At 36.5% G+C, this 19,698-nt stretch carries 24 protein-coding genes and 1 tRNA gene; 12 read left to right on the top strand and 13 right to left on the bottom strand.

What is annotated here, in order from left to right; translation table 11 throughout:
• Nucleotides 1-91 precede the first annotated feature (91 nt).
• The 7 genes from M4Z11_RS01455 to M4Z11_RS01425 form a co-directional block, all read right to left on the bottom strand.
• Complete coding sequence (locus M4Z11_RS01455; protein WP_249675246.1) at nucleotides 92-1,291, bottom strand: flagellin N-terminal helical domain-containing protein; 1,200 nt, start codon at nucleotides 1,289-1,291, stop codon at nucleotides 92-94.
• A 149-nt stretch (nucleotides 1,292-1,440) separates the two neighbouring features.
• A complete protein-coding gene (locus M4Z11_RS01450) occupies nucleotides 1,441-2,235 on the bottom strand; it encodes a pyrroline-5-carboxylate reductase (RefSeq protein WP_249675243.1) in 795 nt (264 codons plus the stop codon).
• Between the two features lie 278 nt (nucleotides 2,236-2,513).
• Complete coding sequence (locus M4Z11_RS01445; RefSeq protein WP_249675241.1) at nucleotides 2,514-2,759, bottom strand: hypothetical protein; 246 nt, start codon at nucleotides 2,757-2,759, stop codon at nucleotides 2,514-2,516.
• Between the two features lie 93 nt (nucleotides 2,760-2,852).
• Complete coding sequence (locus tag M4Z11_RS01440; protein ID WP_249675239.1) at nucleotides 2,853-3,224, bottom strand: YraN family protein; 372 nt, start codon at nucleotides 3,222-3,224, stop codon at nucleotides 2,853-2,855.
• Nucleotides 3,205-4,113, bottom strand: coding sequence for a 16S rRNA (cytidine(1402)-2'-O)-methyltransferase (gene rsmI / locus M4Z11_RS01435; protein ID WP_249675237.1), 909 nt, complete (start codon nucleotides 4,111-4,113; stop codon nucleotides 3,205-3,207). The genes M4Z11_RS01440 and rsmI overlap by 20 nt, the downstream gene beginning before the upstream one ends.
• A gap of 54 nt (nucleotides 4,114-4,167) precedes the next feature.
• Complete coding sequence (gene pyrF / locus M4Z11_RS01430) at nucleotides 4,168-4,869, bottom strand: orotidine-5'-phosphate decarboxylase (protein ID WP_249675235.1); 702 nt, start codon at nucleotides 4,867-4,869, stop codon at nucleotides 4,168-4,170.
• Between the two features lie 64 nt (nucleotides 4,870-4,933).
• Nucleotides 4,934-6,034 (bottom strand): Mrp/NBP35 family ATP-binding protein, encoded by a 1,101-nt coding sequence (locus M4Z11_RS01425; protein ID WP_249675234.1) that lies wholly within the window; start codon nucleotides 6,032-6,034, stop codon nucleotides 4,934-4,936.
• Nucleotides 6,035-6,538: 504 nt separating this feature from the next.
• Between M4Z11_RS01425 and rpmH the strand changes: the two genes are divergently transcribed.
• The 8 genes from rpmH (at nucleotide 6,539) to M4Z11_RS01385 (ending at nucleotide 13,233) form a co-directional block, all read left to right on the top strand.
• On the top strand, nucleotides 6,539-6,673 hold the full coding sequence (gene rpmH / locus M4Z11_RS01420; RefSeq protein ID WP_078680626.1) for a 50S ribosomal protein L34: 135 nt from the start codon (nucleotides 6,539-6,541) through the stop codon (nucleotides 6,671-6,673).
• A gap of 102 nt (nucleotides 6,674-6,775) precedes the next feature.
• A complete protein-coding gene (gene rnpA, locus M4Z11_RS01415) occupies nucleotides 6,776-7,150 on the top strand; it encodes a ribonuclease P protein component (protein ID WP_249675231.1) in 375 nt (124 codons plus the stop codon).
• Nucleotides 7,151-7,156: 6 nt separating this feature from the next.
• The gene (gene yidC / locus M4Z11_RS01410; protein ID WP_249675229.1) at nucleotides 7,157-8,995 is read left to right on the top strand and encodes a membrane protein insertase YidC; all 1,839 of its coding nucleotides are present in this window, start codon (nucleotides 7,157-7,159) and stop codon (nucleotides 8,993-8,995) included.
• Entirely contained in the window at nucleotides 8,992-9,636 is a 645-nt protein-coding gene (yihA, locus tag M4Z11_RS01405) for a ribosome biogenesis GTP-binding protein YihA/YsxC (RefSeq protein WP_249675227.1), read from the top strand. The genes yidC and yihA overlap by 4 nt, the downstream gene beginning before the upstream one ends.
• Before the next feature lie 134 nt (nucleotides 9,637-9,770).
• A complete protein-coding gene (locus tag M4Z11_RS01400) occupies nucleotides 9,771-10,463 on the top strand; it encodes a glutathione S-transferase family protein (RefSeq protein WP_249675225.1) in 693 nt (230 codons plus the stop codon).
• A gap of 569 nt (nucleotides 10,464-11,032) precedes the next feature.
• A complete protein-coding gene (dapB, locus tag M4Z11_RS01395; protein ID WP_249675223.1) occupies nucleotides 11,033-11,839 on the top strand; it encodes a 4-hydroxy-tetrahydrodipicolinate reductase in 807 nt (268 codons plus the stop codon).
• Nucleotides 11,840-11,874: 35 nt separating this feature from the next.
• Nucleotides 11,875-12,495, top strand: a complete 621-nt coding sequence (locus M4Z11_RS01390; protein WP_249675221.1) for a 2,3-bisphosphoglycerate-dependent phosphoglycerate mutase — start codon at nucleotides 11,875-11,877, stop codon at nucleotides 12,493-12,495.
• 653 nt (nucleotides 12,496-13,148) lie between these two features.
• A tRNA-Leu gene (locus M4Z11_RS01385) sits at nucleotides 13,149-13,233 on the top strand.
• A 99-nt stretch (nucleotides 13,234-13,332) separates the two neighbouring features.
• Here M4Z11_RS01385 and M4Z11_RS01380 read toward each other — a convergent pair.
• The 5 genes from M4Z11_RS01380 to M4Z11_RS01360 form a co-directional block, all read right to left on the bottom strand.
• A complete protein-coding gene (locus M4Z11_RS01380; RefSeq protein WP_005865986.1) occupies nucleotides 13,333-13,536 on the bottom strand; it encodes a helix-turn-helix transcriptional regulator in 204 nt (67 codons plus the stop codon).
• A gap of 79 nt (nucleotides 13,537-13,615) precedes the next feature.
• Nucleotides 13,616-14,239 carry a lambda exonuclease family protein gene (locus tag M4Z11_RS01375; protein ID WP_249675219.1) on the bottom strand — a complete coding sequence of 208 codons (624 nt, stop codon included), beginning with the start codon at nucleotides 14,237-14,239 and terminating at the stop codon, nucleotides 13,616-13,618.
• A 1-nt stretch (nucleotide 14,240) separates the two neighbouring features.
• Nucleotides 14,241-15,032, bottom strand: a complete 792-nt coding sequence (gene bet / locus M4Z11_RS01370) for a phage recombination protein Bet (RefSeq protein ID WP_249675218.1) — start codon at nucleotides 15,030-15,032, stop codon at nucleotides 14,241-14,243.
• 15 nt (nucleotides 15,033-15,047) lie between these two features.
• Nucleotides 15,048-15,428: a hypothetical protein gene (locus M4Z11_RS01365; protein WP_249675216.1), complete on the bottom strand. Its 381-nt coding sequence runs from the start codon at nucleotides 15,426-15,428 to the stop codon at nucleotides 15,048-15,050.
• 239 nt (nucleotides 15,429-15,667) lie between these two features.
• The gene (locus tag M4Z11_RS01360) at nucleotides 15,668-16,285 is read right to left on the bottom strand and encodes a LexA family transcriptional regulator (RefSeq protein ID WP_249675663.1); all 618 of its coding nucleotides are present in this window, start codon (nucleotides 16,283-16,285) and stop codon (nucleotides 15,668-15,670) included.
• Nucleotides 16,286-16,746: 461 nt separating this feature from the next.
• Here M4Z11_RS01360 and M4Z11_RS01355 point away from each other — a divergent pair, with 461 nt between their 5' ends.
• On the top strand, nucleotides 16,747-17,112 hold the full coding sequence (locus M4Z11_RS01355; RefSeq protein WP_249675213.1) for a hypothetical protein: 366 nt from the start codon (nucleotides 16,747-16,749) through the stop codon (nucleotides 17,110-17,112).
• A gap of 8 nt (nucleotides 17,113-17,120) precedes the next feature.
• Here M4Z11_RS01355 and M4Z11_RS01350 read toward each other — a convergent pair whose 3' ends face one another.
• Nucleotides 17,121-17,900, bottom strand: coding sequence for a hypothetical protein (locus tag M4Z11_RS01350; protein ID WP_249675207.1), 780 nt, complete (start codon nucleotides 17,898-17,900; stop codon nucleotides 17,121-17,123).
• A 127-nt stretch (nucleotides 17,901-18,027) separates the two neighbouring features.
• On the opposite strand from M4Z11_RS01350, the gene M4Z11_RS01345 reads away from it, so the two are divergent.
• The 3 genes from M4Z11_RS01345 to M4Z11_RS01335 form a co-directional block, all read left to right on the top strand.
• Nucleotides 18,028-18,507 (top strand): crossover junction endodeoxyribonuclease RuvC, encoded by a 480-nt coding sequence (locus M4Z11_RS01345; protein ID WP_249675190.1) that lies wholly within the window; start codon nucleotides 18,028-18,030, stop codon nucleotides 18,505-18,507.
• A complete protein-coding gene (locus tag M4Z11_RS01340) occupies nucleotides 18,497-18,862 on the top strand; it encodes a DUF1376 domain-containing protein (RefSeq protein WP_249675161.1) in 366 nt (121 codons plus the stop codon). Before M4Z11_RS01345 ends, M4Z11_RS01340 begins: the two co-directional genes overlap by 11 nt.
• On the top strand, nucleotides 18,852-19,698 hold an 847-nt coding region (locus M4Z11_RS01335; RefSeq protein ID WP_249675144.1), incomplete at its 3' end, for a DUF1376 domain-containing protein. The genes M4Z11_RS01340 and M4Z11_RS01335, both read left to right, overlap by 11 nt.

The raw sequence follows: 19,698 nt of genomic DNA, 5'->3' as shown, positions 1-19,698 counted from the left end.
CACTTACTTTATTTGCAACACCAAAAAAAAGGCTATGCAGTGCATAGCCTTTCTACTCTACTACTAATCTACTACTAAAACTATACTCAAATTAATTACGAAACAAAGCTAAAATATTCTGACTTCCTTGATTAGCTATAGAAAGAGCCTGAATGCCAAGCTGTTGTTGAACTTGCAGAGCAGCCAACTTAGCAGATTCTGCATTCATATCAGCATCAACAAGCGCACCAATACCCACTTCAATATTATCTAGCAACTTTTTAACAAAGTTTAGCTGAATATTTACCAAGTTAACAGCAGCTCCAATTTTAGAACCTGCAGTCAAAGTCACATTAACTGCATCACGTACTGTATTCTGAACACTTGTCACGATCATACGTTGTATATCTGTATGCAGCTCGCCAACACCTTTTAATTCAGTAAAATCAGTTAAAGTCATACCATTAAGCACACCTTGGAATTCACCTTTTGCTTTATCGTACTCTTTTTTGCCTTCTTCTACAGCCTTGTCAGCCTCTTCTACAGCCTTTTTAGCTGTCTCTACAGCTGTTTTAGCAGCCTCATCCTCAGGATTGGCGGCAAGCGCAGCTTCTGCCTTAGCAAGATCAGCCTTTGCCTTCGTTGCAGTATCTTCTAATGCCTTATACGTAGCATGCGCAGCACTGAATTCTTCAACTCCCTTCGCAACGACATCTTCTCCACCCTCTCCTTTACTAGTTCCAAAAATATCTCCCAAGACACCTTGAGACATATCAATCGTACCATCAGGACCAATAACACCAAAATTCAATTCTGCACCACCAACATCAATCATATCAACATAAACAGCTGTGCCTTCACGTCGATACCCTGCTGCCATACCAACAGTCTGACCTCCATTGGAGAGAATATTTTTTCCACCAAAAGAAGCTGATTGAACTGCGTTAGAAATATTTTTCATATTTCCTAAAATGGAATCCTGAATCTTGGCAATATCATCACTTCCTTTTTCACGAGCGGAAACCATTGATTTCTGAATATCATCAAGAGCTTCTTTAGTAAGACCAATTGCCGTATCAGCAATACCAACCTGTTCTTTACCCAAGTTAATTGCATCTACAATAGCACTCATCGTGTTACTGTCATGTCTCATCATTGATGAAATCGACCAATATGCAGTATTTTCAGAAGCATTATTAATACGCAAACCTGTCGAAACGCGATCTTTCGACCGATCTAAATTAGCATCAATGTTACGTAAAGTTTGCAATGCAGTCATTGCAGATTTATTTGTAAGTAAACTTGTACCCATAATATCGTCCCTATAACGAAAAATAAAAAAAGGGACATGCTGTTCTACGCAGCGAGTGATAGAGCGACATCATGCCTATTGAATAATAAAATAGAATTCAACCTATCACTGTGTGCACGGTATCAAATAAAAAATGATTAATCAAGTTTTTATTCAGTCTGTGGATAAACTTTTATTTTTTGCAAAGTTTTCTCAAGAGCCATTGTTAAAGCACGTTGCCCACCTTGATGAGAAAAGCAATCTGATAAAAACTCATTGGTTCCTCCTTTCGTTGAAAATTCCCTTTCAAAGGAGGAAAAATTAACAGCTGTTGAATGACTGGCTTTTGTCTCCTTGCACATTTCATTAGAAAGATTACCAAACATCACGCTAAGAAAATTTCTTGAATAAATAGGATCTAATCCCTTGTTTACCAACCACTGATGTGCTGTTTCTATAAAATTAAAATAAACCCCCATCAATGAACCCGCCGTCATGAAAAGATTAAACTGATCTTCTTCATCAAGGATGAGTGCCCCCCCTAATGCATTAAACATCGTGCATAAAAATGGATGATCCGGATAGATTGGTGTTATATTTTTGCATTCTGCAATAAAAGGCAGTGGAACAGCGCGATAAACTTTATGGTTGATCCATCCCTCAATTTCTACCGTTGGTGCCATTGCAAGAACAGAAACAACAAGCTGATCCGAACGAAAAGAAAGAGAACACAATACCTCTTCTGCAATTTGATTGGGCAAACACAGAAAAACACAATCACTTACGTCCAATAATTTTTGGTTATTTTCCGCAATGGTGACCTTCTTATATACACGCGCAAGATGCTCTGCTCTCTGTGCATTACGTGGAGAAATGATAATTGACTGTACATCAAAAGCGCTTGCCATTAAACCATCCACCATTGCAGCACTAATTTTACCTGTCCCAAGAAAACCAATTCTCATTTCTATTTCTCATCCCCATAAATAAAGCTCATTACGACTAAAGATTAACACAAAGTGCTTTCTAATAAAAAGAAATCATTTCTTTAAAAACAAACTTTGTGCTGTCAAAACCTCTATAGCTTAATCCTAACATTATAGCCATAGCGTAATAAAACCCTTTTTCTGTCCTTATCTTTAAAAATCTTTTATCTTCATATACAATTTCATGTCCAATATGGATAGCGCGCGCCTATCAGATAGGCACGCATATAAATAAAAACACTTTAACTCACTCTGTTTCACTTAATATAAGTGCTAATAGAAGCAGCGACAGATAAAATGGCAAGAATAATCATTCCTAAATAAATTTTAGGTTTATCTAATAAAATTGAAAAAGCAGAAAACCAACCAATAATAGCAGCTAATAATGCAAACAAAAAACCGGGTTTATTCATAGTTACAATATGCACTGCCATTAAACCACTAATAATCAGCATTCCAAAAACAATTAGTAATCCTGTTGCAAACTTTTCATAATCATCCATGTTTTTTCCTCATCTTGATGAAATATCTCTTCTTCTCTCTCAGTCTATGCGCATACAAGACAGAATATCTTTAGCGACTAGGGTGCAATATGTTTATTGATAAGGCTTAAAAAATGCTGGAATATGCTGAGGCCAACACCATGGCAAAATTGCAATCAAATCAAACCGCACACATAAAAGGGAACGATCCTTTTGTTGAGCAAGCCAAATATCAGCTGTTGCCTCAATACGTTTTTCACTTGTTCGACAAACAGCAGTCATTGCTTCAGCCAATGTTGAACGCGCTTTTACTTCAACAATTAAAACAAGATTTCCACGTCTTGCTATTAAATCAATTTCACCACATTTTGTTTTAAAACGCCTTTTAACAATACGAAATCCTTTCAAACGCAACCACCAAGCTGCCCATTTTTCCGCACGAATACCCTGATAAAAAGAGACTTGCTTACGTTTTTTTTGCTTCATCTCTTCTTCCCTTTAAAAGAGTTAAACGCTGGAAAAGTTCCTGTTTTTTACACCCTGTTCTCTTTGCAGCTAAAGCAGCTGCTTTAGCTGCAGGATAAATACTTGCTAACTCTAGCAATATCTTATCAACCTCATGAGTGCTTATTGTCTCGAAAGAATTAGTTTCTTCTCCGACTAGTACAACAATTTCCCCACGAATACGGTCTTTTTTTTGATAATTTTCAACTAAACTTCCTAAAGTAGAAACATCCACTGTTTCAAACTTTTTAGTTAATTCGCGACATATTGCCGCTGGACGATCAGCTGTAAAAATAGTAACCATATCTTGTAAAGCTTCTACAAGACGATGAGGAGATTCATAAAAAACTAAAGTTGCAGGAACAGCTTTTAATTGTTCTAACTGCTTCTGACGTTGCGTTTTTTTCGCGCTCAAGAAACCTGCAAAGAAAAAACTGTCCGTAGGAAGACCTGTTGTCACAATAGCTGATAAAAAAGCTGATGCACCAGGAATCGGGATAATTTTATGACCTGCTTTCCGTGCTTCTTCTACCAATCTAAACCCAGGATCAGAAATGAGAGGAGTTCCAGCATCTGATACAAGTGCCACTGTTTTATTTTCTGCCAACGCTGCTAACAACATCAATCGTGCTTTTTGTGCATTATGCTCATGATAAAGAAAAAGTTTTCTCCGAATACCATAATGATCCAATAAAACACGCGTTACTCGCGTGTCCTCACAAGCTAAAATATCAACTCCTGCAAGCACTTGTAAAGCACGAATGGTTATATCTGCTAGATTGCCAATAGGTGTTGCTACCAAATAAAGCCCTAGCTCTATAATAGGTGCGGAATAAGCGTGAGCACCTATAAAATACGTTTTTTCACTCATGCTCTTCCTTTATCCGAGGTGTTCTCTTTTTCTACAAAATTACATCCATAATTTTCACTGATGATGATCAGCCATTTCTGCCAAAATCGCTTTTGCTGCAGCTAAGGAATTGATCGCTTGAATAATCGGTCGCGCTACTACCAGATGGCTTGCACCAGCATCTAATGCTTCCTTTGGAGTCATCACTCGTTTTTGATCACCTCTATCACTTCCTGCAGGACGAATCCCTGGCGTTACTAAGGCCATATCAGTTCCAATAATCTTCCGCAAATTAGCTGCTTCACGGGCTGATGCAACAATTCCACCCATTCCTGCTTCTCGAGCTTGTTCAGCTCTTTTAACTGTTAAATCTGCTAAATTTTCTCTATAACCGGCATTTTTCAGATCAACTTCATCCATTGATGTCAATACCGTCACCCCCAACAAACATAAGTCGCTTCCTTGAGCAGCTGAAACAGCTGCTTGCATAGCTGTTGGATAAGCATGGATCGTGAGCATTGAAACACCCAATTTTGCAATATTCTCTACAGCTCTCGCAATCGTATGATCAATATCTAATAGTTTCATATCAAAAAATACTTTTTTTCGCGCTTGAATAAGATCTCTAATGAATTCCATTCCTCCAGAAAAAACAAATTGATAACCAATTTTATAAAAACTGATATCATCACCTAATTGTGTAACTATTTTTTCTGCTTGCTTTATATCTGGAACATCTAACCCAACAATAAGACGTTCACTCATTGTCGCTCCCATAAAAATACTCCCTTAAATTTCATGATCATTTGGTCTCAATGAACCACACGAGAAAAATAAAAACTCAAGAAAGTTTATTTTTCATCTTGTGAATCATTGTACGATAAAGGTTGGCATACTCCCCTTCAGGATTAGCAACAAAAATTGGTACACCATCATCTGAAGAAGACCGTAAAATTGCATCAAGTGGCATTTCTGCTAAGAAAGGAATTCCCCGACTTTCTGCTTCTGATCGAGCTCCACCATAACCAAAAATATTATAGCGCCTTCCAGTATCAGGAGCAATAAAATAACTCATATTCTCAATAAGCCCCAAAATAGGAACTTCAACTTTCATAAACATTTCTATTGCCTTGCGCGCATCAACCAAAGCAAGATCTTGTGGTGTCGAAACAATCAATGCACCTGTTAACTGAACCTGCTGAACAAGTGTTAATTGCGTATCTCCTGTCCCTGGAGGCATATCAACCACCAAAACATCAAGAGGTCCCCATAAAACATCTCTAAGTAATTGAGTTACCGCAGCCATTACCATAGGACCACGCCACACTATTGGTTTTTCCTCTTCAATCAAAAAACCCATCGACATTAATTTGAGACCAAATTTTTCAATAGGTTGTAGCTTTTTACCATTAACTATTTTTGTTTTTTGATTAATAAGTCCTATCAAACGTGGCAGAGATGGACCGTAAATATCTGCATCCATTAAACCCGTTTTAAAACCAGCGTCTTGTAGAGCTAATGCAATATTGATCGCCATTATAGATTTACCAACGCCCCCTTTTCCAGAAGCAACTGCAAGAACATGTCGCACACCTTCTACTGGTGTCTTCATGAGTAAAGCACCGCCTCCTTTACGTTTTGGTGTATAAACAGTTGCATTTTTATTTAGCTGAGAAGAAAATGCCCTCGATTTTTTTTCTGCCGTAAGCGTAACCATAACGGCTTTAACTCCTTCTATGGCAGACACAACTTCTTCAGCAGCACAACGCAATGGTTCAAATTCCTGCATACATCCATCAGGAACAGTAATTGAAAAGAAAACCTTTCCATCAGCAATAAATATTTCCGAAAGAAGTCCTAGTGATACAATATCATTCTCAAAACTAGGACTTTTAACTTTATGTAATTCTTTACGGATAGCCTCGCGTGTAATAGAGTCCACGCTCTTTCCTCTCTATACAAATACTAGATAATGCAGCAATAAGGATGAAAAACATTCAAGTCAACCGCTTATCTAATTTTCTCCTGTGAAAGCAAGGATACTGTATCCAAAAGCACAATGAATCCGATAATTCGAAATAAAACAATTTTAAAATACAAAACTATAAAAAATGGAAGCCTCTCTCTTATGTAAAAGCAATGCAGAATTTATCTTCCATCTCAATTTTTTGAATATTTACTATAATACAAAAAACGAAAATAAATTAACTATATAGTAAATTATCATTTTTTCTCAATAAAGCGACAAATTAAATGCATATTAAATGACTTAAATGTACATTAACAACAATTTATTTTCACATTGCTGACAAATACTCTACAATTGACTTTTTTCATGTTTTCTTTTATTGAAAATAGTGTTCACTTTAAAAATTTTTGATAAATAAATTTTTTTATCAAGCATATAATAGAACCAAGAAGGGCCGTACACCGCGGTTTTAAATAAATGAAACGTACTTACCAACCCTCTAAACTTATTCGTAAACGTCGTCATGGTTTCCGTGCTCGTATGGCAACTGCTGGTGGACGTAAAGTTATTGCAGCTCGACGCGCTCGTGGTCGCAAGCGGTTATCTGCCTAACTGTAAATTTCACAATAAACTGAAATATTTGCTTTTGTCCATAAAGATTAGGTATATAAATTATAGAATAAGCATTTAGCAAAACTACAAAGAATCTTTTATATGAAACAAAAGTACCCTTGTCGCATTCGCAAGAGAGTGGATTTTTTGGCTGTACACACGGGAGAAAAGCGGCGTGGTCCTTTTTTTTTACTTGAAATAAAGCGCCGTGAACAGACAATAAAAACCAAATATCCTCTTACCGCACGTGTAGGCTTTACTGTAACACGAAAAAATGGCAATGCTGTTCAACGTAATCGTATTAAAAGGCGTTTGCGTGAAGCTGTTCGGGTTGGACTAATAAATGAAATGGAAGCAGGAACTGATTACGTTATTATTGCCCACCGTAATGTTCTCCATGCGCCTTTTAAACTTCTTATTAGCGAATTAAGCCGACGAATAAAGCCAAAAACGAGAAAAACAACGGTAGTAGGATAATATATAATGGAATATAACCGCAATTTTTTTATCGCCATTGGACTATCTCTTGTGGTTTTCGTTGCATGGCACTTTTTGTACATTGTTCCCCAACAAGCAAAATTGCAAGAATCAAAAATAATCACACAAAAATTATCAAACCATAATGTAGCACTTCCTACAAATGATACGCATTTTTCTAATAATGCAACGACAGATGATACAGTGCCTGTAGCTAATTTCCCTATAACACCTGAAATTCGTCAAGCGGAATTAGCCAAAACAGACCGTGTTTTAATTAAAACCAATGAACTCGAGGGTTCTATTAATCTTGTTGGTGGAAAATTTGACGATCTTCTGCTCAAAAAATATCGCCTAAAAGTAGATAAGCAATCACCAGAAATTACTTTGTTGAATCCTAACGGACTTCCAACAGCCTATTTTGCCGAATTCGGTTTTACGAGTTCATCCTTACCAGCAAAAGCCTTACCACAATCCAATACAAAATGGCAACTTGAAGGTCACAATACAACATTAACACCCTCAACACCCATCATCTTAGTCTATAATAATGGACAGGGACAAATTTTTCGCCGTACTTTTTCAGTCGATGACCATTACATGTTTACCATTAAAGATTCTATTAGCAATGAAAGTAGTAGCCCTATATATCTTTCGTCTTATGCTCGAATTGCACGCGCCGCTCCACCAGAAGATACAAATGCAACCTACTTACTCCATGAAGGGATGATTGGTATCGCAGGTGATTCGCTTAAAACTGAAAAATACACAACCTTAGCAGAACTTAGCCCTAATCCTAAAAATGGTCAGAAAAGCGTGATTTTTCCTAACATTACAGGAGGATGGGTTGGTATAACCGATAAATATTGGGCTGTAGCAGTTATTCCTCCACAAGATAAAGAATATACAAGTCGTTTTGTTTATTTTGATCGATTGAATACCCATTATCAATCCGATCTGCAAAGTGCGCTCTTAACAGTTCCACCCCATGAAACAAAAACCATCGTCAACCGTTTTTTTGCTGGTGCAAAACGAGTTGAAATCATTAATCACTATCAAAATCAATTAAAAATTAATAAATTTAGTCTTCTCATTGATTGGGGTTGGTTCGATTTTATTACCAAGCCGATGTTCGCTCTTATTGACATGCTTTATAAATATACAGGAAATTTTGGTATTGCTATCCTTCTTATCACAGTGCTCTTGAAAATACTTTTATTTCCACTTGCTCATAAATCTTATAAATCTATGGCGCGTATAAAACTTATACAACCGATAATGCTAGAAATTAAAGAAAAGTATGCAAATGATCGGAATAAACAACAACAAGCAATCATAGAATTATATAAAACAAAAAAAATTAATCCTTTTGCAGGTTGCTGGCCGATACTCGTTCAATTCCCTATATTTTTTGCCCTCTATAAAGTTCTTTATATTACCATTGAAATGCGACATGCGCCTTTCTTTGGTTGGATTCAAGACTTAGCAGCACCTGACCCAACTTCTATTTTTAATTTATTTGGCTTATTACCTTATGCAGTACCAACATTTCTTATTCTAGGAGTATGGCCTTTAATCATGGGGATAACAATGTTCCTACAAATGCAGATGAATCCGCTTCCTCAAGATCCAACACAAGTTATCGTTTTTAGATGGATGCCGGTTATCTTCACCGTTATGCTAGCCTCTTTCCCAGCTGGCCTTGTAATCTATTGGGCATGGAACAATATATTATCAATTATTCAGCAAAGCATTATAATGAAATGTCAAGGTGTAAAAATTGAGTTTTTTGATAATCTGAAAGCTATTGTGCAAAAAAAATCTAAAAAAGAAATACACAAATGATGCAAGATCCTAAGCTTTCTGGGCTTTTTGTCCGCAATTGGATTTTCATTCGCAGTGTACCTACAATGCAATTTCTACCACCCGAAGGACCACCAGAAATTGCTTTTGCAGGACGCTCTAATGTTGGAAAATCTTCTCTTATCAATGCGTTAGTTCAACAAAAAAATTTGGCACGTACTTCTAATACACCAGGACGTACCCAAGAATTAAATTATTTCATACCCGATGGTTTTAATGAACAAACACACAATCTTCCTCCTGTAGCACTTGTAGATATGCCAGGTTATGGTTTTGCTGAAGCTCCAAAAAATTTGATTAATGCGTGGACACAGTTAATTTTTGACTATTTACGGGGTCGTACAACGCTCAAACGTGTTTATGTTTTGATTGATTCACGTCATGGAATTAAAAAGAACGATACTGACACCCTTAATCTTCTTGACAAAGCAGCAGTCTCTTATCAAATTGTTTTAACCAAAAGTGATAAAATTAAATTAAATACGCTTGAAGCTTTAATAATGATGACAAAAACCAAACTTCTTAAACATTCAGCAGCCTATCCCGAGATTCTAGTTACCTCCGCGGAAAAAGCTTCTGGTTTAGAAGAATTACGCACAGCCATTATACAAGCCATTACATAACAAATACGTCTTTAATTAATGTGTTATAAACATAGCCAGTAATTGTTAATAGTCTTGTGCTTATAGCAAAGCGCTTTTATAAAAGCGTTTTATTGTTTGAAAGAATCCATCGACTTTATTTGATCGTATAAATTATGCTAACACTTTTTCATTATCCTCTCTCTTCTGCTTCCCGTTTTATACGCATTATTCTTGAAGAATATTGTGTAGCTACTCAACTAATTGAAGAACATGAGTGGGCAAGGAGGAATGAGTTTCTTACGCTTAATCCAGCAGGACATTTACCCGTCCTTCTTGCTGAACGTGAAGTTCCATTATCAGGTGCCATTGTGATCTACGAGTATTTAGACGAAACACGTGGTAGTTTACGGCAAGAAAAGAGATTTTTTCCTGAAACTTCTTTAGAGCGAGCCGAAGTACGCCGCCTTATTGATTGGTTTTTAAATAAATTTGAAAATGAAGCTACACGTCATATTGTACGAGAACGAATCTATAAACGTGAAATGCCGTTAGCTATTGGTGGTGGCGCACCCAATTCGCAAATTTTACGGAATGCTCGAGCTAATATTGCACCACATATGAATTACCTAGATTGGCTTTGTGCATCCCGCGACTGGCTAGCTGGATCGGAACTATCTTATGCTGATTTAGCAGCTGCAGCTTCTATTTCTGTACTTGACTTTTTAGCAGAAATTGAATGGAAACTTTTTCCTGCTGCCTGTGAATGGTATATGCGAATTAAATCTCGTCCTTCTTTTCGGCCTCTTTTAATGGATCGCGTTCGGGGAATTGCGCCTAGTTCTCACTATACTGATCTCGACTTCTAACTAGAAGCGTATAGCTCAATCTTTTATTTTAAAAGCGATATCTATTTAACAATTGCATAATACGATTAAAAACTGCCTTTCATATAAATAAAATTTTTCTTCAATCTCCCAATAAAAGCTGCTGTGAAAGCAGTAATATGAACCAAATAAAGAGTTGAAAAATATATATTAATTATTAAACTAGATATTACTTTCCTGCTTAGATTAATTTGAATACATAAATATTCTGCCCGATTGAAAGTATCCTATACCTTTTATGCAAATGCTTATATCTGATAATCTAATCATTGTTTCGCACTCATTCTTTCTAGAAAGATTGAGCGCTTCTATCTCTTTAATATCAAATGCAGATTCCTCTTCTTCAACGGAGGAGATAATCTTTCAAAAGCAAATTTAGGACGTCATTATAACGACTAAAATGACGAAATAAGAGAACAAACAACTCAGTAATTTATAATAAAACAATGCATTAAAGATTGTTTCCTTATCCTTATATAAATTAAAGAACAGTTGGAAAAAAAAAGAAAATTTGCCTATAATTAAAAAGAGAATTTCATAAGGAGAAAAACATGCGCCTTGCAGTCGTTGGTGCTAATGGGAAAATGGGAAGAGAACTAATTACAGCTCTCCAATATAGGCAAGACGTAAAACTGAGTGCTGCAATTGTACGTAAAGGTTCATCTTTTGTAGGAAAAGATGCTAGCATATTGATTGGTTCAAACCCACTGAAAATTCGCATCACTGATGATTTTGAAGATGCCTTTTCTAAGGCAGAATGTATTTTAGATTTTTCTCAACCCCAAGCTAGTATCATTTATGCAGATTATGCAGCCCAAAAAGGTCTTATCCACATTATTGGAACGACTGGATTTAGTAAAAAAGAAGAAAGGCAAATTGCTACTTTTGCGAAATACACAACTATTGTCAAATCTGGAAATATGAGTCTTGGTATTAATCTTTTAGCTAATCTTGTAAAGAAAGCAGCTACAGCGTTAGAGGCTGATGATTTTGATATTGAAATTTATGAAATGCATCATGCTGGAAAAGTTGATGCTCCTTCTGGTACAGCCATTCTTCTTGGCAATGCAGCAGCTAAAGGGCGCAATATTACACTTAAAGATATCAATATTAGCAAACGCAATGGCTACACAGGTAAACGTAAAAAAGGCACCATTGGCTTTATCTGCTCACGAGGTGGAACAGTTATTGGCGATCACAGTGTTACTTTTGCAGGTTTAAATGAACGCATCGTTCTTTCACACTTAGCGCAAAAACGTTCTATTTTTGCTAATGGTGCATTAAAAGCAGCATTATGGGCAAAAGAACAAAAAAATGGCCTTTATTCGATGCTTGATGTTCTAGGATTAAAAGATTAACTTTCATAATCAACAATGATCATAGGAATTTCAACGTGGGACGCACACTTGTATTAATTCGTCATGGACAAAGTGAATGGAACCTAGCTAATCGCTTCACTGGCTGGAAAAATCCAGCTTTAACAGAAAAAGGTCATAAAGAAGCAATAACAGCAGGGAAAAATTTAAAAGCAGCCGGATTTAAATTTGATATCGCTTATACATCTGTCTTACAGCGTGCTCAAAAAACTGCAGAGCACATTTTAGAACAGTTAGGGCAATCAAATCTTCGCTTAGTGAAAAATATAGCATTGAATGAACGGGATTACGGTGATTTATCTGGTTTAAATAAAGATGAAGCGCGTCAAAAATGGGGAGACAAACAAGTGCATATCTGGCGTCGCTCTTACGCAATTGCTCCCCCTAATGGAGAAAGCTTGCGCGATACTGGTGCGCGTGTTTGGCCCTATTATCTTTATCATATTCAACCTTATATTTTACGTTCTCAGACTGTTCTTGTCGTAGCGCATGGTAATTCCCTTCGCGCTCTTAGTATGGCACTTGAAGGTTTAAATAATGAAGAAATTATGTCTCAAGAAATAGAAACCGGAATTCCTATTATTTATGAATTCAACACTGATTCAACAATTAAATCAAAAAAAATCATTGCGCCTTAAACTACTAAATGAATATAGAAACAATTATTTTAAACGAATATGTCCAATAACGGCTCTCTCCATGAATATAAAAAATGTAAAACCTTACTTTTAAAAATCATAGCCATCATTTTCGAATAATGAACTCTGAGTATTTTTTCCTTCTGGTATACTTCTTTGGCTTTCTTAATAATTTTCGTAATTTCTTTTGCTTTATCTAATGATATGCTCATATTTTGAGTAAGTCTCTATAATGATTACCATTAATTGCTTTAGGCTTACTTAGTGAAAGATAAATTCTATTTAAATAACAAATCTTGGAGGTGTTTATAAAACAAAGGATTAAAACTTAAAATTTTTATATCAATATTTTCTGATATATGAAGAATATCTTGTAGTGATTACAAGGCATTTCTATCATTCTTCTGCACAGATTCATTCTCCCTGCTACCCTTAAGCAATTTGATTTCTGCAACAAAAACGGACCCCTATTTATAATTAGTTAAATACTTATTTTCAGTTAATTTTTACAAGAACATACAAGATGTAAATATCTCAAAAGATATATAAAGTTACATCAAGAGACTGAAAATGAAACTATTTTGAAGATTTGACAAAAATTTAAGTGTCATTACATTAACAGAAGTATTACATAACCTTAGATGAATTTTATTGCCCAAATGGCGGAATTGGTAGACGCGCAGGTTTCAGGTACCTGTGCCGTAAGGCGTGGAGGTTCGAATCCTCTTTTGGGCACCATTTTGTGTCTTTAATACATTGAAATATATAGATTTTTTCTTAAAGCAACAATTTTTAGACCACCTTTTAGACCACCTTCTATAGTTTGTACAATTTTACCTAATTTGTTCTTATTTGCTCCTTATTTTTCTTTGGAGTGAATGCTAAAATCTCTTTTTTTCTCCACCTCACTGCTCTCCCTAACTTATAGGGCTCCGGAAACAACCCCTGAAGCACCCAATTGCGAATCGTTGTTGTTGATACACTAAAAAGCTGTGCACACTCACGTGTCGTTACATATCTATCTCCATCATCAAATATCATCTCATTCCCTTTCTCTTTTTTATATGAATTAAATGGGTGGGGACGCTAGGGGGGATGATGGCAGAAGCGTCCCCTAACTTTAAGCAGCTTGAGCTGTAATCTGTTGTATGTCCTGTTCGATTTCTTCTAAAAAGGTTTCAACCGCTTGATTGATGGATTCTATCTGTTCATCATTGCGATGAATACGCTGAACCTTAAGACGCAAGTGAGCGGATTGTCCTGCAAACCGCGGATCATAGCTCACAAAATCACACCACTGACGTCCTGTACAAGCCATTTGAAAGTGCATTTGTGCTAAATATTCTGGTTTGATTGTTTCTGTCATCCAGAAACGAAGGTGGTTTGCAGACTGGGGACATTTAATCTCAACTAATCCATTCTCACCAATGAGCCCATCAGGACTTGCTCCGGCCATTTGAATTGTAGGATGTTGGATGAAACCACATTGGGTGACCTCTGTATCGTAAATGAAGGCATATTCTTTCAATGCATTCTCTTCATGCTCAATCCCCCATTGCATCGCTGCTGTTGTATAAGATTGGCTTATTTCACCGACTAAACGTTCTGTCATGAGTTTGATTTTGTATTCTTCATATTTGCTTGTGGGCAAGTTTTTAGTGGTTCGACTAAGGACGTTGTAAATATTTGAAGAGGTGACCTTCCCTAAACGTGCTTGAAACCATTCTGCAGTTCTTTGCTTCATTTCAAACCGCCGTTTGTTCTTGGTGATGAACACTGTCTTGTCTGTAAGTCTCATCATAGTCATAGACAATTTCAACCGGCTGTTGTTCTTGAGGAGTTTGTTTTTCTCTTTTTTTCTGTAAGAGATGCAAAACAGTCTGTCCTTCTTGAAGAGAAAGATCTGTTATATTTCTGACATTTGCAAAGCTCAAAACTTTTGTTTCATCTGTTTGTGTTTCATGCATGAGGCTTTGGATTTCCATGATCATTTCATCGGAGACAGGCTGCCTTTGTGAACGGGCGCCCTGATTAATCCGTTCCGCTTCATCTTCATCATAAATACCGGAAAATCCGAAAGCATAACGGGCACATTGGATGACGGCTTTATGACGCAACATGCGTGCAGGATATTTCTGCCACGGGTCAGTTTTTTGTTTACATTCGTTAAGATATTCAGTGACTTCAATAGGATCTTTAATTTCTTTCAAACGAATAGCACATTTGATCGCTATCAGATTCCCGTCCTTGTCAAGTTGATCTTGAAAGGTCATCCCATCAAATTTAGGATTTGATTTGATAATCTTGATCCATCCGTCAATAGAGACAACAGGAATAATACCGCCACCTCTTTTAGGAAGAGCGTAAATCTCTTTTGTGAGTGGATTGAGTCCATAAGTATTAGCGACGGAAATAAAAGCAGCAAATTCTTCATCAGAGAAGTTATGACTGATACAGGTTTTAATAATGGTTTTACGAAACTCTTGTTCTGAGAAGCCATATTTTTGCGAAATAAGGCTTAAAGGAGAATGTGTCATGTTAAAGATTCCTCTTTAAATCACATCAGAGAGTCTGAGGCGGTGCTGCTCTTCATAAGTGCCATAGATCTCATCATCAATTTTTTGATCTTCGAGATCTTTTTTTAAAACTTCATAGGCATCGCTGTATTCTACAAAAGGAGGAATATCGCTATCTTCATCAAGCATCCAGCTACTTTGATCTAAATATGCTTCAGCAATTTCTTCGGAAATATCTTCCCATCGATTTGTTGAGAGCTCGATGCGAATAATTCTTTCCACATCATCGATGTCAGATAAAAAGTTCAATACTTCTGTTTCATCATAAAAAGGTCCAGAATGTGCAGTGTTTTCATTTTCATTACTGCACATTGCTAAAAGAATTTCATTTGGATTAATAAAAATCGGCTTTTTCATAATTTCCCCTCCCCAACGCCTCTTGGCAATTGTTTGTGTTGATTTATAAACATATTAGTACATTATGTGCGAATTATAGTCAAGTACATAATGTACTATTTTTTTAGAAAAATAAAAAATGACGAATCATCGCCTAATTTGAGAATCAATAAGCATGCAGTTTCTTGATAGGAATCAAGAATCCGCTATGATTTGTTAATGTCATCTAGTTGATAATTTAAATGAAAACTGTATTGAGCTTACATGTCAAGGATAGTACGTCGTACACGACCTATTATAGAGATGGCGCCTTCAAGTTTTGGAGCTGTTATTGTTTTGTCGTATGAAGCAGGCTGAAAAGGAGGATCATCATTAGGTCTGTATCGTTTATATGTTGCTTGCCCAGTTTCATCTGCAATTACATAACAGGCATTAGGTACAAGTTTTTTGTCTCGCATATTTACAAATATTACAGAATCTGGAGGACTAATTTTATTCATAGATGCACCATCCACACGCAAAGCAATCCATTCACCAGCAGGAAGATTAACAGCTTCTGTCATAGGATAATCTGAAAAATCCATTATTCTATCTTGCTCACTTAATTCTCCAGCACTAATCCACGAAATAAGAGGAATACTTATATTGAGGCTAGGATTCTCTTGAGGAGATTCACCATATAAAATCCATCCCGGATCAACATTAAATACTTGTCCATAGAGCTCGGCTTTTTGACGTGAAACAGGACGATTCCCATTTTCGTGACTAATGAGAGTATTTTGATTAAGAGCTGGTATAGCGCGTGCCGCCTCACTTGGTGTTGCGTACCCAGCGTTTTTACGTGCTATTTTAAGTCTATCTTTTGGCAAATAAGTCATTCGTACATTATCCACTATTTTTTTCATTCATTGTGTACTATTTTATCTTGATTTAAAATTGTACGTAATGTACTGTTTATTTCATGGTTAATAATTTTTATGTCAAAAATTTGATTGAATCTTGGGAATCTATACGCCAGTTTGCAGAAGAAATTGGATGTAGCTATGAAGCTGCTCGTAAAATGCGCGACCGCAACAGTATTTCTCCAAAATACTGGAACACAATTATCCAGTTGTCTAAATCCAAAGATCTATCTTGGGTTACATTAGATTGGTTTCTCCATAATTATAGGAATAAATACTATAGGGATATTCATCCAATGACAAAATCCAAAAAAGATATAGAGCATTCACACTCTTAAAGAAGAAAGATCATGAAAAACGGGATATTGAAGAAACTCTACACACGGATTTGTAGATTAATGGGCTGCAATACGAAAATCGAGGATGGAGATAGAAGGATGGAAGAATTTAGGCGGATACCAGATCGTGAACGCAGCATAGAAGATCTTATGAAACGACATACAACTCATACAAAAATTCTTGCAAAACAAGAAGAATGGCATAAGTCAAAATTTGATAGTTGGATGAGATGGCATGAAGCCACTCTTGCAGAGCGAGATAAGTCAATTGAACAACAGCAAGTAGTACTTGAAAACCTATCCACTTTAATTAAGCAAAAAAATAAGACACTGTATGAACAAAGATTAAAGTTGGCTTCACAGATGAAAATTATTGATGATTTAAATAATCAAATCAATGATTTAATTAACCAAAAAGAAGAACCTAGATTGATCGATTTTGTTTTTTCAGGAGAATGCTTTTAATTTTGGCATCAAAAAAACCACAAATGAGGATTATCAGCCAAAAAGGAATATTCAGGGCCAAATTCATCATATGTATCTTTTGAGCGTGGATATGAGGCCCAAAAATGAACAGTGAATGTTTCCTCTGGGTTAACAATCGAAGTGTGGTCAAGTGTAAAATTTGCAATGTTACGGGAATTAGGCTTACGGCAGCTAATTATGAAATCTAAAAAAGTGCAGTGTCTAGCACGTATAATAAAAAAGTTCAAAGCGAACTCTGATGAAGCATTTGATTTTATATTTTGGGGACTTAAAGCAATGAGTTTTGGAGTTGTTCTTTTAATGACGAGGTGTTCACCTGAAGTTTTAGATGGCCATCCAACGAAAGGGCAAGCATTTTTAACAAACTTAAAGGGACTTTTTTTCGATATGCGTATATTCCTTATCATTATATCTTCTCTAGTAAGATTTTTAATGCACAATTTCACCGTAACGCGTGAAGTGCCTTCATATTTTTGTGGGAAGAATACTGCCTTCAATTCCAAATATGGTCCCAAATCCCGTGCTTTTTTATCTTCTAATAGAATAGCTGTCTGGGTTTCTGATGCTATAGTTTGTCGTTGGAAGATTTTAAGTTGTTTTTTTAAGCTTCGTTGTTGCACAAAAAGTGTCACCATTCCAGTAACTATCGTAGCAATGATAGGAGCAATCGTAAGATTATCACTTATCCAGTGCAGCAAAAATACAGCACTATCATTTATCCGATGCAATAAGAATACAACCTTATCAACTATCCATTCTTGCATCATAACTCCCCCCAATTTTTTAGAATCACCGAGAGGCTACTTTTTCAAAAACATTTTTGCAAGACAAGCAATTACAACACGCTCTGTGATAGCACACATATAAATACGTAGAGCCTTAAGGGGGGGGATTATGATCACTAACGCAACCATTTTATGCCTTGATTTAGGCACCAAGACTGGGTGGGCAATATGCGGTGCAGATGGTCATATAATAAGTGATACAGAATATTTTCCATCACGCCGCTTTGAAGGCGGTGGGATGCGTTATTTGCGTTTTAAGCAGTGGCTTTCTGAACTAAATAGGTCCGTTGATGGAATTGAAGCGGTGTACTTTGAAGAGGTGAGGCGTCATGTAGGTACCGATGCAGCACATGTTTATGGCGGCTTTTTAGCAACGTTAACAGCGTGGTGTGAACATCATCAGATCCCGTATGAAGGTATCCCTGTTGGTACGATAAAGAAGGCAACAACAGGAAAAGGAAATGCTTCGAAAGAAGAGATGATAGAGGCAATGTTTTCCAAAGGGCACTGTCCTTGTGATGATAATGAGGCAGATGCTTTGGCAATTGTATATTTAGTTCTAGAAAGGGAGATCAGTGATGTCCATTAGTAGAGTTCCTTGCGTAAGATTTTATTCCACTCAGTTTTTAAAAGAGCTCATGGGTTTGCAAGCAACGGAGAAAGGTATTTACACAACATTAATGTTGCTTATGACAGAAAAGCAAGCGCCTCTTTTAAATAATGCTGCTTATTTAGCAGGCTGGTGTGGCTGTTCAGTAAGAAAGTTTCAAAAGGCATTAGATGTTTTAATAAGCACGGGTCATATCACGCGTTTAGAGAATAGCGATTTATGGCATGGATCAGCGGCATTTAATCAAGAGTATAATAAATTTTCAGAGCGAGCTTCAAAAGCAGCGATAGCAAGATGGCATAAGCACAAAAGAGGAGAAATGCATGTCAACTAAGTTGCCATGGACGAGGCTGTTTTCATCACAATGGATTGTAGATGTTAGTGGCATGAGTATAGTAGAAAAAGGTCTTTATATGACTCTTATCTTATACATGTGCGAAGAGCGCAGACCTATTGTTGAAGATGCTCCTAAATTAGCACGGTGGGCTGGTTGTTCAGTTAGAGTTCTAAAAAATACATTAGATATCTTGTTACGTGATGAGAAGATCATACGTTTAGAAGATGGTCGTTTATGGAGTTTAAAAGTTGAAGAAGAACTTAACAACTGTAATGAGAATTTAGATAAAGCTTCGGAAAAGGCTTCAAAAGCAGCAAAAGCTAGGTGGGATAAAAATAGAGATAAAAGTAATAATGATGCACGTGCAATGCGTGAGCAATGCACAAGCAATGCATATGCAATGCTTAATGATGCCATTAACAATAACAATAACAGTTATAATAAAAAAACTAATACTATCGTATTAGCAAAAAAAGAAATTTGTTCTGAAAGTTTAGAACCTATCGATTTGATTGAAGAGCCAACAGAGGTTGATGCTGTTGAGAACCAACCAGAGCCAATTGCGACGGATTTAGAAAACCAACCTCCCATTCACGAGCAAGAGAACATTTCCAAAAAAGCTAAACGGTCGAGAAGTGATCGAGGCTGTCGATTGCCTGAGGATTTCAAACCTAATTTGCAATATGCAATCGATAAAGGCTTAGCGCATGATGAGGCGCTGTTAGAATTTGAGCGGTTCACAAATTACTGGTTAGCAAATCCAAGTAAAAATGCAAACAAACGGGATTGGCAAAGGACATGGTACAGTTGGGTTACAAATCCCGATTATGGAA

The sequence above is a fragment of the Bartonella bilalgolemi genome, assembly GCF_023500045.1.
Lineage (GTDB): Bacteria > Pseudomonadota > Alphaproteobacteria > Rhizobiales > Rhizobiaceae > Bartonella > Bartonella bilalgolemii.
This window is presented reverse-complemented; position numbering and strand designations above follow the sequence as displayed.

What these genes read in the sequence shown, in the direction of transcription:
- M4Z11_RS01455 (WP_249675246.1), bottom strand. Translation starts at nt 1,291, where the DNA reads ATGGGTACAAGTTTACTTACAAATAAATCTGCAATGACTGCATTGCAA.
- M4Z11_RS01450 (WP_249675243.1), bottom strand. Translation starts at nt 2,235, where the DNA reads ATGAGAATTGGTTTTCTTGGGACAGGTAAAATTAGTGCTGCAATGGTG.
- M4Z11_RS01445 (WP_249675241.1), bottom strand. Translation starts at nt 2,759, where the DNA reads ATGGATGATTATGAAAAGTTTGCAACAGGATTACTAATTGTTTTTGGA.
- M4Z11_RS01440 (WP_249675239.1), bottom strand. Translation starts at nt 3,224, where the DNA reads ATGAAGCAAAAAAAACGTAAGCAAGTCTCTTTTTATCAGGGTATTCGT.
- rsmI (WP_249675237.1), bottom strand. Translation starts at nt 4,113, where the DNA reads ATGAGTGAAAAAACGTATTTTATAGGTGCTCACGCTTATTCCGCACCT.
- pyrF (WP_249675235.1), bottom strand. Translation starts at nt 4,869, where the DNA reads ATGGGAGCGACAATGAGTGAACGTCTTATTGTTGGGTTAGATGTTCCA.
- rpmH (WP_078680626.1), top strand. Translation starts at nt 6,539, where the DNA reads ATGAAACGTACTTACCAACCCTCTAAACTTATTCGTAAACGTCGTCAT.
- rnpA (WP_249675231.1), top strand. Translation starts at nt 6,776, where the DNA reads ATGAAACAAAAGTACCCTTGTCGCATTCGCAAGAGAGTGGATTTTTTG.
- yidC (WP_249675229.1), top strand. Translation starts at nt 7,157, where the DNA reads ATGGAATATAACCGCAATTTTTTTATCGCCATTGGACTATCTCTTGTG.
- yihA (WP_249675227.1), top strand. Translation starts at nt 8,992, where the DNA reads ATGATGCAAGATCCTAAGCTTTCTGGGCTTTTTGTCCGCAATTGGATT.
- M4Z11_RS01400 (WP_249675225.1), top strand. Translation starts at nt 9,771, where the DNA reads ATGCTAACACTTTTTCATTATCCTCTCTCTTCTGCTTCCCGTTTTATA.
- dapB (WP_249675223.1), top strand. Translation starts at nt 11,033, where the DNA reads ATGCGCCTTGCAGTCGTTGGTGCTAATGGGAAAATGGGAAGAGAACTA.
- M4Z11_RS01380 (WP_005865986.1), bottom strand. Translation starts at nt 13,536, where the DNA reads ATGATATTTGATGATGGAGATAGATATGTAACGACACGTGAGTGTGCA.
- M4Z11_RS01375 (WP_249675219.1), bottom strand. Translation starts at nt 14,239, where the DNA reads ATGAAGCAAAGAACTGCAGAATGGTTTCAAGCACGTTTAGGGAAGGTC.
- bet (WP_249675218.1), bottom strand. Translation starts at nt 15,032, where the DNA reads ATGACACATTCTCCTTTAAGCCTTATTTCGCAAAAATATGGCTTCTCA.
- M4Z11_RS01365 (WP_249675216.1), bottom strand. Translation starts at nt 15,428, where the DNA reads ATGAAAAAGCCGATTTTTATTAATCCAAATGAAATTCTTTTAGCAATG.
- M4Z11_RS01360 (WP_249675663.1), bottom strand. Translation starts at nt 16,285, where the DNA reads ATGACTTATTTGCCAAAAGATAGACTTAAAATAGCACGTAAAAACGCT.
- M4Z11_RS01355 (WP_249675213.1), top strand. Translation starts at nt 16,747, where the DNA reads ATGGAAGAATTTAGGCGGATACCAGATCGTGAACGCAGCATAGAAGAT.
- M4Z11_RS01350 (WP_249675207.1), bottom strand. Translation starts at nt 17,900, where the DNA reads ATGATGCAAGAATGGATAGTTGATAAGGTTGTATTCTTATTGCATCGG.
- M4Z11_RS01345 (WP_249675190.1), top strand. Translation starts at nt 18,028, where the DNA reads ATGATCACTAACGCAACCATTTTATGCCTTGATTTAGGCACCAAGACT.
- M4Z11_RS01340 (WP_249675161.1), top strand. Translation starts at nt 18,497, where the DNA reads ATGTCCATTAGTAGAGTTCCTTGCGTAAGATTTTATTCCACTCAGTTT.